Here is a 12,617-nt window from a genome sequence, read left to right as displayed (position 1 = left end):
GACGGGCTTGGCCGGCGCCAGCTTCTCGGGCTGACGGGGGCGGCCCTGGCCGGCTGGATGCTGCCCGCGCCGGCCGAGGCCGCGGCGCCGCGGATCACCGTGGCGCGCGGCCGCACCCGGCTGGTCCTGCCGCTCGGCCGCGGCATCGCTTGGCGCCTGACCGCGCTGGGCGACCCGCCGCGGCTGGTGCTGGACCTGCCGGGCCAGGCCTGGTCCGGGCCGGCGCGGCTCCGGGGCGCCGGGCTGATCGCCGAGGCGCGGCGCCAGGGCAGCGGCGCCTCGCTGCAATTGGTGCTCCTGCTGGCCGGGCCGGTCGCGGCGCCCCGCGTCACCGCGCGGGCAGGCCAGCTCACCATCGAGCTTGCGGCCGGGCCGGTGGCCGGCTTCGCCCGGATGGCGGATGGCCGGCTGCTCGCCGCCGCGCCGCCGCCGCCCGCCGCGCTGCCGCTGGTGGTCCTGGATGCCGGCCATGGCGGCCGCGACCCGGGCACCATCGGCGCGCGCGGCACGCTGGAAAAGCGCATCACCCTGGCCGCGGCGCTGGAGCTGAAGCGGCGGCTGGAGGCGGGCGGGCGCTGCCGCGTGGCGCTGACCCGCGGGCGCGACGTCTTCATCCCGCTCGGCGACCGGATCGACCTCGCGCGGCGACGGCAGGCGGCGCTGTTCCTCTCGCTGCATGCCGATTCGGCGCCCGGCGCCCGCGGCGCCAGCGTCTATACCCTGTCCGAGACCGCCTCCGACGCGATGTCGGCGGCGCTGGCGCGGCGGGAGAACCTGGCCGACCGGGCCGGCGGGCTGCGCCTGCCCAGCGTGCCGCCCGAGGTCGGCCGCATCCTGCTCAGCCTGATCCGGCAGGAGACCCGGGTCGGGTCCGACCGCCTGGCGCGGCTCGCCGTCGCCTCCTTGCAGGGGGAGGTGCCGCTGCTGCCGAATACCCATCGCCGCGCCGGCTTCGTGGTGCTGAAGGCGCCCGACGTGCCGGCGGCGCTGGTCGAGATGGGCTTCCTGTCGAATCCGCAGGACGAGGCGGCGCTGAACCGCCCGGCGCATCGCGCCAGGATTGCGACGGCGCTGGCCGAGGCGGTGCATGGCTTCCTCGGCGCGCAGGCCGGGGCGGTGGCCCGGATGGGCTGACGCCCCGGCAGGCCAGGCCAAGGCATCGCTCCCCGATGGCCAGGGGCGACCTCCGACCCATATGACGCGCATCGGCACGCGCCGGGTTCATTCGCCGGGCTTCCTGCGGCGCTGTATTGGGATCCATCATGTCCGCCCCCGACCTCCGTGCCCCCGATCGGCACGCCCCCGACCTCCGCGCCGATGCGCCCCTGGCCCCGCCTGCGCCCCGCCACCCCGCGGCCGCCGATGGCCCGCCGCCCCGGCAGCGCCCGGCCCGGCGACGGCGTGGCGTGATCTTCCGGCTGGCGCGCTTCTTCTTCGTGCTCGGCCTGGTGGGGCTGCTCGGCGCCGCGGTGGCGGGCTATGGCCTCTATCGCCATGTCGCCGCCGACCTGCCGGACTACCGCTGGCTGGCCGACTACCAGCCGCCGCAGATGTCGCGCATCTATGCCGCCGACTCGCGCCTGCTGGCGGAACTCGCCGCCGAGCGCCGGGTCTTCGTGCCGATCGAAGCGATCCCGCCGCGCCTGGCCCAGGCCTTCGTCAGCGCCGAGGACCAGCGCTTCTGGGAACACCACGGCGTCGACCCGATCGGCATCCTGCGCGCCGTGGTGACGAATATCGAGCAATACGGGACCGGGCGGCGGCTGGGCGGTGCCTCCACCATCACCCAGCAGGTCGCCAAGAACATGCTGGTGGGCGCCGACCGCACCATGACCCGCAAGCTGCGGGAGGCGATCCTGGCGGTCCGCATCGAGGAGGCGCTGCCGAAGGAGCGCATCCTGGAGATCTACCTGAACGAGATCTTCCTCGGCGCCCAGGCCTATGGCGTGGCCGCGGCGGCCCAGGCCTATTTCAACAAGGGCCTGGATGAGCTGACGGTGGGCGAGATGGCCTTCCTCGGCGCCCTGCCCAAGGCGCCCAACAATTACAATCCCGTCCGCTACCCCGAGGCCGCCCGGTCGCGCCGCGACTGGGTGCTGGACCGCATGGCCGAGGATGCCGCGATCAGCCCGGAGGAGGCGCAGGCGGCCAAGGCCGAGCCCATCATCCCCCGCCCGACGCGGCGGCCGGAGGTGGTGCAGGTCGGCCAGCACTTCACCGAGGAGGTGCGGCGCGAACTCATCAGCCGCTTCGGCCAGGACCAGACCGTGCAGGGCGGCCTCGTGGTGCGCACCAGCCTCGACCCCGCCCTGCAGGCGGCGACCGAGACGGTGCTGCGGCATGGCCTGATGGCCTTCGACCGCCGGCGCGGCGGCTGGCGCGGCCCGGTGGCGCAGATCACCGCGGGCCGCACCGAATGGATGCCGCAACTGGAGGCGGTGCAGCGGCCGGGCGGCGCGCTGCCGGAATGGCGCCTGGCGGTGGCGCTGGAGGTGCGGGACCGCGAGGCGCGGCTCGGCTGGGTGGAACGGCCGGACCCGCGCGGCGCCAGCCAGCCGCGCACCGGCACGCTGCATCTGGAGAACCTGGGCTGGGCCCGGCGGGTGCTGGGGGAGGGCCGGCTCGGCGCCGCGCCCCGCCGCATGCAGGATGTGCTGGCCCCCGGCGACGTGGTGATGGTGGAGACGGTGGCGGCTGCCCAGTCCGGGGGCCAGTCCGGGGGCCAGCCCGGCCGGGCGGCGCCGCCGGAACGCCTGGCGCTGCGGCAGATCCCGCAGGTCGAGGGGGCGGTCGTGGCGCTCGACCCCGGCACCGGCCGGGTACTGGCCATGGCCGGCGGCTGGTCCTTCGACAAGAGCCAGTTCAACCGCGCGACCCAGGCGCTGCGGCAGCCGGGTTCCGCCTTCAAGCCCTTCGTCTACCTGCCGGCGCTGGAGGCGGGCATTCCGCCGAACCAGCGTTTCCTGGACGGGCCGATCGAGATCGCCACGCCGCAGGGCATCTGGCGGCCGACCAATTACAGCGGCGGCGGCCACGGCTATGTCAGCATCCGCACCGCGCTCGAGAAGTCGCTCAACCTGGTGACGGTGCGGGTGGCGCAGCAGATCGGGATGGACCGTGTCTCGGATGCGGCGGCGCGGTTCGGGGTGATCCCGAACATGCCGCGCTACCTGGCGATGTCGCTCGGCTCCGGCGAGACCACGGTGCTGCGGATGGCGGCCGGCTATGCCGGTTTCGTCAGCGGCGGGCGGCAGGTGGTGCCGACCCTGATCGACAGCGTGCAGGACCAGCGCGGCCGGGTGATCTGGCGCAGCGACCAGCGCGGCTGCACCGGCTGCGGTGCCGCTGCCCCGGCCCGCGGGCCGGGCGCCGAGCCGCCGGAACTCACCGATGAGCGGCGGCAGATCACCGATCCGATCGCCGCCTACCAGATGGTCAATATCCTGCAGGGCGTGGTGCAGCGGGGCACCGGCACCCGCGCCGGGCAGGGGCTGAACCGGCCGGTGGCGGGCAAGACGGGCACCACCAACGACTATGTGGACAACTGGTTCGTGGGCTTCACCCCCGATATCGTCATCGCCGTCTGGCTTGGCTATGACGAGCCGCGGTCCCTGGGCAATGGCGAGACCGGGGGGCAGAACGCCGCGCCGATCTTCCACGACGTGCTGGAGGCGGCGCTGCGCGGCAGCCCGCCGGTGCCCTTCCGTGCGCCCCCCGGCGTCGCCCTGGTGCGGATGACGACCGAGGGCGGGGCGACGATCATGGAGGCCTTCCAGCCCGGCACGGAGAATTCGGCGCATGCCCCGGGCGACCATGCGCCGGCCACCGCCACCGGGCTGGATAGCGGGCTGGGCGGGCTCTACTGACCGGGCGCCGGGACGGGTGCTTGCCATCCGGCCCGGCATGGCCTATCCGCCCGGCATGCGCGCAGATGCAGAAAGCTTGCACGAGCAGATCACCGATTCGGTGGCCCTGCTGAGGAGGCATCTTTGACTGGGATGCCGCCGTCCGGAAACTCGATGAGCTGAATGCCCGGGCCGAGGACCCGACCCTGTGGTCGGATGCCGAGGCCGCCGGGAAGATTATGCGCGAGCGGAACCGCCTGGCCGACCAGGTCGAGGGTGTCCGCAAGCTCGAACAGGCCGTGGCCGATGCCGTGGAACTGGTCGAGCTTGCCGAGGCGGAGGGCGATGCCGCCACCGCCGATGCCGCCGTGGCGGACCTGCACGCCCTCGCCGCCGAGGCCAAGCGCCGCGAGATCGAGAGCCTGCTCTCGGGCGAGGCCGATGCCAATGACGCCTATGTCGAGGTGAATGCCGGGGCCGGCGGCACCGAGGCGCAGGACTGGGCCGAGATGCTGCTGCGGATGTACCAGCGCTGGGCCGAGGCGCGCGGCTACAAGGTGACGCTCACCGAGGAAAGCGCCGGCGAGCAGGCCGGGATCAAATCCGCCACCATCCAGGTGAGCGGCCCCAATGCCTATGGCTGGCTGAAGACCGAGAGCGGGGTGCACCGCCTGGTCCGCATCAGCCCCTTCGACGCGGCGGCACGGCGGCAGACCAGCTTCGCCAGCGTCTATGTCTATCCGGTGGTGGACGACAGGATCGAGATCGAGATCAACCCGGCCGATCTCCGCACCGATACCTTCCGGGCCTCGGGCGCCGGCGGGCAGCATGTGAACAAGACGGAATCCGGGGTGCGCTTCACCCATATCCCCACCGGGATCGTCGCCGCCAGCACGCAGGACCGCAGCCAGCACAAGAACCGCGCCATCGCCATGAACATGCTGAAGGCGCGGCTCTATGAGCTGGAACTCACAAAGCGCGAGGCGGTGAATGCGGCGACCGAGGCGGGGAAGACCGATATCGGCTGGGGCCACCAGATCCGCAGCTATGTCCTGCAACCCTACCAGATGGTGAAGGACCTCCGCACCGGGGTGGAGAAGGGCAATCCGGCGGCGGTGCTGGATGGCGAGATCGACGAATTCATGGCCGCGGCGCTCGCCGCCCGGGTCGGCGCCACCAGGTCCGAGGCCAGCGCCTCGGCGCGGTAGCGCCGCTGCCTCGCTAGAGCATGATGCGTTCACCTTCGTTCACGCATCATGCTCCAGGCCTTTGTTTGATCGCGTGATTCACGCTTTTCGGCGCGAGCACCTCAAGCGATCACGCTCTAGGCTTCCAGTTGCAGGCTGATTCGCTGGCGGACCGCCGGGTGCCGCAGCGTGAAGCCGCCCGGCAGCCGGGCCGCCTGCCAGCCGGTGGCCCTGGCATGGCGCATGAGGGTTGCCGGCAGCACGATCACGCCGGCGACGGCGTGGCGGCTCGACACCATGATGCGGTCATCGGCGAATTCCACCCGCCAGCCTTCGCGTTGCGCGAGGCGCAGCAGGGTGGACAGGACGGACCAGTCGGTGCGGTCATAAGCTGGCTGCATTGCAGCAGGGAAAGTGCCGCGGACCGCTCCGCGTTGCCTGCCGCGCGCGAATGTGTGCACCGGCTTGCGTCAGTCCCTCGGCCGGCGACCTGATGCCATGCTGGAACAACCTGCGCCGAAGGGCCGTTCCATTGCGGCCATCAAGGTGGAATGCAACCAGAAGGCGTAAGTTTTCGGTATGCAATTACCTTATTATAATGCAATGCGGCATGCGGAAGTGCCGCACCCGGACGTGCGGCGTCCGAATTGCTGAAGCGGAGCCGGTCGGTCGATGCGGGTATTGTTCGTTCATCAGAATTTCCCGGCGCAATACCGCCATGTCGCGCCGGCGCTGGCGCAACGGCGTGGCGTGCAGGTGATCGCGCTGGGCGAGAATGCCGGGGAGGCGCTGCAAGGCGTGCAGCATCTCCGCTACAAGCCGCCGCCGCCGGGGGGGCAAGGAGATCCACCGCTACGTCCGGCGCTTCGAGACCGCCGTCTATCGCGGCCAGCACGTGATCCGCGCGGCGCTGGCCCTGAAGGAGCGCGGCTTCACCCCGGACCTGGTCTGCTGCCATCCGGGCTGGGGGGGAGGGGATGTTCCTCCGGGATGCCTGGCCCGCGGCCAAGCTGCTGTACTACTACGAATACTACTACCGCTCCTCCGGCGGCGATGTCGGCTTCGACCCGCCCGGCGAGGTTCCGCTCGACGATGCCTGCCGGGTCCGCACCCTGAATGCGAACCACCTGCTGGCGCTGGAAGCCGCGGATTGGGGCCATACGCCCACCCGCTGGCAGGCCAGCCGCTTCCCGGACTGGGCGCAGCAGCGGATGTCCGTGGTGCATGAGGGGGTGGACACCAGCGCCATCCGCCGCCGCAAGGGCGCCACCTTCACCCTGCCGGACGGCCGGGTGCTGCGGGCCGGCGACGAGGTCGTCACCTTCATCGCCCGCGGGCTGGAGCCCTATCGCGGCTTCCATATCTTCATGCGGAGCCTGCCGGAAATCCTGGCCAGGCGGCCGCAGGCGCAGGTGGTGATGGTGGGCGGCGACGAGCCGCATTACGGATCGAACCCGCCGGCGGGGGGGCACCTGGCGGGAACTCCTGCTGGCCGAATTGGGCGACCGGGTGGACCGGAGCCGCATGCATTTCACCGGCAAGGTGCCGCATGCCGCGCTGCTGAACCTGCTCAGCCTGTCCTCGGCGCATGTCTACCTCACCTATCCCTTCGTCCTGTCCTGGTCGATGCTGGAAGCCATGGCTTGCGAGTGCCTGGTCATCGGCTCCGCCACCGCACCGGTGCAGGAGGTGATCGAGCACGGCCGCAACGGCCTGCTGGTGGATTTCTTCTCCTCCGAGGAACTGGCCGGAACGGTGGTGCGGGCGCTGGAGACGCCTGCCGCCATGGCCCCGCTGCGGGCCGCGGCGCGGGAGACGGTGGTGCGCCGTTACGACCTCCGTTCCGTCTGCCTGCCGCAGCAATTGGCCCTGGTTGATGCCGTCGCGGCCGGGCGGATGCCGGAGCATCGGGCGGCGGTGCCGGGCTGATTCCGACCGGGGCCGGAAGTTTATTGTAGACAACAACCCGAGGTTGATTTTATCTGACCAAGATAACGGTTTGTACAGGGACCAGGGTCCAGGTTTTCAGGCGCTATCTGGATTGCGGCTATGCAATAAGGCGCCGCGGTAACGAAACGTTCCGTTGATCTCCTGGGATCGCGGGGTTCCTTCTCCCGCCGCATTTGTCGAGAGGGTCATATGACGCAGCTCGGGCTCGGCATTGTTGAACCGGATACGGTTTTCGGCCGGCAGCTCGTCGGCTTCTTCGGGGAGCATGGCTTCACCGCCGAATTGCATGGCGAGGCCAGCCTCCTGCTCGATCATCTGCCGAGCCGGCCGCCACGCATGGTGGTCCTTGGCGATGGTGGCGGGATGGGGAATGCCTTGCAGGTGCTGCGCCGGATCCGGGAGGTTTCCCTGGTGCCCTGCGTGCTGCTCTCCGGCAAGGCGGATGATGTCAGCGAGATCGTCGTGCTGGAAGCCGGGGCGGACGACCTGATCGACCGCGCGGTGCCGCTGCGCGCCCTGCTCGCCCGGATTCGCGCGGTGCTGCGCCGGGCCGAATGGGGGGTGGTGGAGGCGGTGCCGGCGGTGGCCGTGAATGGCTGGCGCCTGGTGCCGCTGCGCCGGCAATTGCTGCGCCCGGACGGCTCCGAATGCCTGCTGACCACGGCCGAATTCGACCTCATGCGCCTGCTGGTCGATGCACAGGGCCGGGCCTTGACGCGCGACGACATCGCGCTGGGCGTCTTCCGCCGCCCCTTCCGGGCCGAGGACCGGACCGTGGACAACCTGGTGCTGCGGCTGCGCCGCAAGCTCGGCCCGAAGCAGCAATACAGCATCAAGACGGTGCGGGGCGCCGGCTACATGTTCGCCGGCTTCAGCGAAAGCGGCCGTCGCGTCGCCTGACCCGGGATGCCGCGCCGCCGCCGGTCACGCCGCGATTCCCGCCAGCACCGCCAGCAGGCGCCGCTCCGCCGCCCGGTTGCCCTTCCGGTGCCGGCGGGCCAGGATTTCCGGCGCATGCAGCGTCTGCCAGGCGATGCCCTCCGCCAGGGCCGCACCGTCTTGCCAGGCATCGAAGCCGCCGTCCGGGCCCATCACCAGCCGGTTCGGCACGCCGAGGGCCCGCGCCAGCGCCTCCAGTACCCCGCCATGGCAGGACTCGATGCTCGCGGCGGCGCCGGCCACCGCCTCCAGCAGATCCGCGGCGGCGAAGGGGCCGAAGAGGAAGCGGATGCGGGGGCAGGCGAAGCGGTCGCCGAAGAGGCTCGCCTCGGGCTGCGCCGCGATGCCGGCCGCCAGATCCCCCGGCGTGCCGAAGAAGCAGACCACCAGCGCCGGCCCGCCAGGCAGCGCCGCGATGGCCCGCAGCACGGGGCCGAGTTCCAACAGGCCGCGGGGCGTGGCGAAGGCGACCAGGTAGCGCCCGGACTCCCGCCGCGCGCGCTCCAGCAGCGCCCGCATCGGGCTGGCGCCGAGTTCCGGCTGACGCCGCAGCCCCAGGAAATTATAGGGGCCGGTCTCGAAGGCGCAGTCGCAGCATGGCACCGGCCGCGGCTCCGCCGCCGCCAGCCCGGGCATGGGCGGCAGCGCCCGGAGCGGCACGGCGCCAGGGGCGGTGGCCGTGGCGGCGGCCGTGGCTGGGCCGAGCACGAAGACCTGGTCCATCAGCCGGAGGCGCTGCCGACGCAGCCCGTTCGGGTTGCCCAGCCGATCCTCCTCGGCCAGGCCGAGCAGGTCCTCGCCATCCAGCAGCAGCAGGTTGCGCGCTTGCGGCACCGGGCAGGCAAGCTCCAGCGCCGCGCCATGCAGCACCCCGAGATCGGCGGACCATTCGGCCATCGGCAGGAAATGCGGGTTGGCGAGCACCGTCTCCGGCCCATCCGCCGCGGCGATCCAGGCCCGCGCCAGTTCCAGCAGGAGGTCCTTCGGCCGGAACATGGTGCTGCCGCCGGCCTGCATGCGGCCCGCCGGGTCCGGATGCCCGGCCAGGACCAGCCTGCGGAGGCCAGTGAGGGACTCATGGGGCAGGAAGCCGGGCGGAGCGGCCGGGGCAGCGGACATCAGATGATCCCTCGGGCGGCTGCGCCGTGGCGAGCGGCAGCATAGGGTTTCGCCTTGTAGGTGCCAATGCCGGCTTGTGACTCGCGCGTAAAGGGGGGTCACGGCGGCCCGATGATCGGCTAGATTGGGGTGGCCCGCCAGGATATCGCGGGCCAGGAGATTGCGGGGAAGTCTTGTCCGAACGCACCGCCAGCATGCCCGCCGAGGATCTCCTGGAGATCGCCCTCGCCGCCGCGCGTTTCCCGCGCCAGGCGCCGGGGGGCGGCGGCTTCGGAATCGCCGATATCGACCGCATCGCGCATCGTTTCCCGGGCTTCCTCGCCGGCCGCCTCGACGGGTTCGGTGCCGGGGGCGCGGGGAAGGCAGGAGTGGTGGCGGGGTTCAACGCCGCCCTGACCCGCTGGGGGCGGCACCGCTTCGAAGGCTTGGGGGAGGGGCCGGAGGCGCTGGCGCAGCGCATCGGCATCACCTTCGCCGCCGGCACTCTGGCGGCCGCCGCGCTGCCGGCGCTCGCCGAATTGCGCCGGCGGGATCTCGCCAACCTGGCGGCGCTGGATGCGCCAGGGCCCGGCGCGGTGCCGCTGTCGCGGCTGTTCCGGCTGCTGCTCTTCGCGATCCGGCTGCGGCGACCGGACATGCTCGGGCTGGTGGATGCCAGCCTGGCCGCGGTCTTCGACTGGGTGGTGGTCTTCGGCCTGACCGAGCAGGGCCTCTGGCACCTGCTGCCGCCCGCCGATCGCCGGCTGCTGCTGGCCGGCACGCCAAAGGACCCGCCGGTCTTCCTCCGCGCGGTGATGCGCTTCCGGCCGGACCTCCGCGCCCTGGCGGACCGGCCCGAGCGGCTGCGCGACTGGTTCCGCGCCTGTGCCGTGGCGGAATACGGCATCCGCTTGGCCGAGCCGGACCGCGACCCTCCGCGTCCCGGCCTGCTGAGCGTGATCGGGCCCTGGAAGCAGGTGCTCGGCATCTCGGACGACTGCTTCAGCGCCTGCCGCGCCCTGGATGCGCTTGGCTGCGATTACGAGGTGGCCGGCACCAAGCCGGCCCGCTGGATCGAGACCGACCCCGACAAGCTCGCCCTGCTGCGCCACCGCGCGGTGGAGGTGCCGGGGGGCGACCGCGCCTTCTTCTGCGACACGCTGTTCGAGGCCACCTTCTGGGCGCTGCGCCACTGGCCGCGCTTCGCCTCGTTCCGCCGGGTCGATCTCTTCGCGCCCTGGGAATTGCCGGGCCTGCCGCCGGGCTGGCAGGCGGCGGCGCGGATGTTCGACACCATCCTGTCGCCCTCCGATTTCGCGCGGCAGGCTTTCGTGGCCTCCGGGGCGGGGCGGGCGCTGGCGGTGACCTCCTCGGTCGAGGTCATCGGCCGGCCGGCGCCGGCCAGCGCGCTGATGCTGCGGCGGCGCCTGGCGCTGCCGGCAGGGCGGCGGGTCTTCGTCTGCGTCTTCGACTTCTCCTCCTACCTGGCGCGCAAGAATCCGGAGGCGGTGGTGCGGGCCTTCGCGGCGCTGCGGCGCCAGGTGCCGAATGCGACCCTGGTGCTGAAGACCACCCGCGGCCGGCGGGCGCGGGATGCGGCGCGGCGGCTGCGCGCCCTGCTGCGCGGCGTGCCGGATGTGGTCTGGGTGGACGGCGCCTGGCCGAATGCGATGGTGGAGGCGCTGCTGCGCCGGGCGGATGCCCTGGTTTCGCTGCACCGCTCCGAGGGGTTCGGGCGCAACATCGCCAAGACCCTGCTGCTCGGCCGGCCGGTGGTGGTGACGGACTGGTCCGGCAATGCCGATATGCGCGCCGAGCCCGGCTATTTCGGCGTGCCCTGCCGCCTGGTGCCATTGACCGACCGGGACTACGTGCTGGGCGGCGGCCAGGTCTGGGCCGAGCCCGACCCGCGCGGCGCGGTGCGGCAGATGCGGGCGGCGCTGGGCTTCCGGCAGCGGGTGGAGCGGCCACGCACCGGCCTCCGCTTCTCCCGCCAGCGCCTGGCCCGGCGGCTTGGCCGCGCGCTGGACCTGGGGTGACGCGGCCCGATGACCGCAGGGCCGCATGGCCCGGAGGTCTGAATCGGGCCGGAGATGCAAGGCGCCCCGGGTTCTCGCCCCTCGGCATTTGGTGTAATCGGCCAGCGCTATGAAGACTGGTACAATGAGGACAGGCGCGTGACAGTTGTTCCGGTGATCCTTTCCGGCGGCACGGGAACCCGATTGTGGCCGCTGTCCCGCGAGGGCTACCCGAAGCAATTCTGGCCGCTGGTCTCCGAGCGGACCATGTTGCAGGAAACCGTGGCGCGGGCCGCCGGCCCCGGCTTCGGCCCGCCGGTCGTGGTCTGCAACGAGGCGCATCGCTTCATGGTGGCCGAGCAGTTGCGCGAGGCGCGGGTCGCCGGCGCCCGCATCCTGCTGGAGCCGCTGGGCCGCAACAGCGCCCCGGCCATCGCCGCCGCCGCCCTGCTGCTGCGCGAGGAAGACCCGGCTTCGGTGCTCTGGCTGATGGCCGCCGATGCCGCCATCGCCGATGTGCCGGCGCTGCATGCGGCCTTGGCCCAGGCGGTGGTGGCGGCGCGGGCCGGGCGGATCGTCACCTTCGGCATGCGGCCGACCGCGCCGGAGACAGGGTATGGCTACATTGAGGGGGGCGAGGTCCTGCCCGGCCTGCCCGGCGTGCAGGCGGTGGCGCGTTTCGTCGAGAAGCCGGATGCGGCGACCGCGGCGCGCTTCCTGGCCGATGGGCGGCACCTCTGGAACAGCGGCATGTTCGTCGCCACCGCCGCGACCCTGATCGAGGAGCTGGAACGCTACGCCCCGGAGCTGCTGCGGGCGGTCGAGGCGGCCATGGCAGGGGCGAGCCGCGACCTCGACTTCGTCCGCCTTGGCGCTGCCGAGTTCCGGCGCGCGCCGGCGATCTCGATCGACTATGCGGTGATGGAGCGGACCGATCGCGCCGCGGTGGTGCCGGCTTCGATCGGCTGGTCCGATCTCGGCTCCTGGGCCGCGCTCTGGGATGTCGGTGCCAAGGATGCCGGCGGCAATGTCGCGGTGGGCCCGGTGGAGATCCTGGAGAGCGAGGGCTGCTATGTCCGCTCCGAGGGCGTGCTGACCGGCGTGGTGGGGCTGAAGGATACGGTGGTGGTGACCACCGAGGATGCGGTGCTGGTGATGCCGCGCGAGCGCGCCCAGGACGTGAAGCTGCTGGTCGACCGGCTGCGCGCCGCCGGCCGCCGCGAGGCCACCGAGCATCGCCGCATCTATCGCCCCTGGGGCCATTACGAGGGGCTGATCCAGGGCGAGCGCTTCCAGGTGAAGAAGATCAGCGTGCGCCCCGGCCAGAAGCTCTCGCTGCAGAAGCATTTCCACCGCGCCGAGCATTGGGTGGTGGTGAATGGCACGGCGATGATCCAGCGTGACGCCGAGAGCATCCTGCTGCGCGAGAATGAGAGCGTCTATCTGCCGCTCGGCTGCGTCCACCGGCTGGAGAACCCGGGCATGATCCCGCTGACCCTGATCGAGGTGCAGTCCGGCGCCTATCTCGGCGAGGACGACATCGTCCGCATCGAGGATACCTACGGCCGCGTCTGAGACTG

At 72.1% G+C, this 12,617-nt stretch carries 11 protein-coding genes and 2 pseudogenes; 9 read left to right on the top strand and 4 right to left on the bottom strand.

Annotation, left to right across the window (positions count from 1 at the left end; genetic code table 11):
- Window positions 1-57: 57 nt before the first annotated feature.
- The 3 genes from KSF81_RS20290 to prfB all read left to right on the top strand — a co-directional run bounded on the left by KSF81_RS20290 (window position 58) and on the right by prfB (window position 5,053).
- Window positions 58-1,134, top strand: a complete 1,077-nt coding sequence (locus tag KSF81_RS20290; protein WP_254453651.1) for an N-acetylmuramoyl-L-alanine amidase — start codon at window positions 58-60, stop codon at window positions 1,132-1,134.
- 128 nt (window positions 1,135-1,262) lie between these two features.
- Complete coding sequence (locus KSF81_RS20285) at window positions 1,263-3,866, top strand: penicillin-binding protein 1A (protein ID WP_217380501.1); 2,604 nt, start codon at window positions 1,263-1,265, stop codon at window positions 3,864-3,866.
- A gap of 55 nt (window positions 3,867-3,921) precedes the next feature.
- Window positions 3,922-5,053 (top strand): peptide chain release factor 2 gene (gene prfB, locus KSF81_RS20280; protein ID WP_217380500.1). Its coding sequence is split into 2 segments (ribosomal slippage): window positions 3,922-3,990 and window positions 3,992-5,053, totalling 1,131 coding nucleotides; the frame shifts between segments, so codons are not numbered across the junction.
- 116 nt (window positions 5,054-5,169) lie between these two features.
- On the opposite strand, the gene KSF81_RS20275 is transcribed toward prfB, so the two are convergent.
- Both KSF81_RS20275 and KSF81_RS30150 read right to left on the bottom strand, forming a co-directional pair.
- Complete coding sequence (locus KSF81_RS20275; protein ID WP_217380499.1) at window positions 5,170-5,433, bottom strand: hypothetical protein; 264 nt, start codon at window positions 5,431-5,433, stop codon at window positions 5,170-5,172.
- Window positions 5,434-5,617: 184 nt separating this feature from the next.
- The gene (locus tag KSF81_RS30150) at window positions 5,618-5,839 is read right to left on the bottom strand and encodes a hypothetical protein (protein WP_254454294.1); all 222 of its coding nucleotides are present in this window, start codon (window positions 5,837-5,839) and stop codon (window positions 5,618-5,620) included.
- Here KSF81_RS30150 and KSF81_RS30145 point away from each other — a divergent pair.
- From KSF81_RS30145 to KSF81_RS30135, 3 genes and pseudogenes are all read left to right on the top strand, one after another.
- Window positions 5,808-5,942: pseudogene (locus KSF81_RS30145) on the top strand (hypothetical protein); the annotation flags it as partial. The gene KSF81_RS30150 and the pseudogene KSF81_RS30145 overlap by 32 nt on opposite strands.
- 67 nt (window positions 5,943-6,009) lie before the next feature.
- Window positions 6,010-6,219 (top strand): annotated as a pseudogene (locus KSF81_RS30140) (glycosyl transferase family 1); the annotation flags it as partial.
- Between the two features lie 337 nt (window positions 6,220-6,556).
- On the top strand, window positions 6,557-6,961 hold the full coding sequence (locus KSF81_RS30135; protein ID WP_254453650.1) for a glycosyltransferase: 405 nt from the start codon (window positions 6,557-6,559) through the stop codon (window positions 6,959-6,961).
- Between the two features lie 96 nt (window positions 6,962-7,057).
- Here the strand turns inward: KSF81_RS30135 and KSF81_RS20265 are convergent, their stop codons facing one another.
- The gene (locus tag KSF81_RS20265; protein ID WP_217380498.1) at window positions 7,058-7,297 is read right to left on the bottom strand and encodes a hypothetical protein; all 240 of its coding nucleotides are present in this window, start codon (window positions 7,295-7,297) and stop codon (window positions 7,058-7,060) included.
- Between the two features lie 21 nt (window positions 7,298-7,318).
- On the opposite strand from KSF81_RS20265, the gene KSF81_RS20260 reads away from it, so the two are divergent.
- Window positions 7,319-7,882, top strand: coding sequence for a response regulator transcription factor (locus tag KSF81_RS20260; protein ID WP_217380497.1), 564 nt, complete (start codon window positions 7,319-7,321; stop codon window positions 7,880-7,882).
- Between the two features lie 24 nt (window positions 7,883-7,906).
- Here KSF81_RS20260 and KSF81_RS20255 read toward each other — a convergent pair whose 3' ends face one another.
- Window positions 7,907-9,040 carry a hypothetical protein gene (locus KSF81_RS20255; protein WP_217380496.1) on the bottom strand — a complete coding sequence of 378 codons (1,134 nt, stop codon included), beginning with the start codon at window positions 9,038-9,040 and terminating at the stop codon, window positions 7,907-7,909.
- Window positions 9,041-9,213: 173 nt separating this feature from the next.
- Here KSF81_RS20255 and KSF81_RS20250 point away from each other — a divergent pair, with 173 nt between their 5' ends.
- Together KSF81_RS20250 and KSF81_RS20245 are read left to right on the top strand one after the other, a co-directional pair.
- Window positions 9,214-11,058, top strand: coding sequence for a glycosyltransferase (locus KSF81_RS20250; RefSeq protein ID WP_217380495.1), 1,845 nt, complete (start codon window positions 9,214-9,216; stop codon window positions 11,056-11,058).
- Between the two features lie 138 nt (window positions 11,059-11,196).
- Window positions 11,197-12,612 (top strand): mannose-1-phosphate guanylyltransferase/mannose-6-phosphate isomerase, encoded by a 1,416-nt coding sequence (locus KSF81_RS20245; RefSeq protein WP_309139631.1) that lies wholly within the window; start codon window positions 11,197-11,199, stop codon window positions 12,610-12,612.
- Window positions 12,613-12,617: the final 5 nt, after the last annotated feature.

Origin of the sequence: Siccirubricoccus sp. G192 (assembly GCF_019084075.1) — a bacterium.
Taxonomy (GTDB): Bacteria; Pseudomonadota; Alphaproteobacteria; order Acetobacterales; family Acetobacteraceae; genus G192.
This window is presented reverse-complemented; position numbering and strand designations above follow the sequence as displayed.

Excerpts from the sequence above, each read along its gene's own strand:
- KSF81_RS20275 (WP_217380499.1), bottom strand. The coding sequence starts at position 5,433 with ATGCAGCCAGCTTATGACCGCACCGACTGGTCCGTCCTGTCCACCCTG.
- KSF81_RS20260 (WP_217380497.1), top strand. The coding sequence starts at position 7,319 with ATGGTGGTCCTTGGCGATGGTGGCGGGATGGGGAATGCCTTGCAGGTG.
- KSF81_RS30135 (WP_254453650.1), top strand. The coding sequence starts at position 6,557 with ATGCATTTCACCGGCAAGGTGCCGCATGCCGCGCTGCTGAACCTGCTC.
- KSF81_RS20265 (WP_217380498.1), bottom strand. The coding sequence starts at position 7,297 with ATGATCGAGCAGGAGGCTGGCCTCGCCATGCAATTCGGCGGTGAAGCC.
- KSF81_RS30150 (WP_254454294.1), bottom strand. The coding sequence starts at position 5,839 with ATGCTGCACGCCTTGCAGCGCCTCCCCGGCATTCTCGCCCAGCGCGAT.
- KSF81_RS20255 (WP_217380496.1), bottom strand. The coding sequence starts at position 9,040 with ATGTCCGCTGCCCCGGCCGCTCCGCCCGGCTTCCTGCCCCATGAGTCC.
- KSF81_RS20285 (WP_217380501.1), top strand. The coding sequence starts at position 1,263 with ATGTCCGCCCCCGACCTCCGTGCCCCCGATCGGCACGCCCCCGACCTC.
- KSF81_RS20290 (WP_254453651.1), top strand. The coding sequence starts at position 58 with ATGCTGCCCGCGCCGGCCGAGGCCGCGGCGCCGCGGATCACCGTGGCG.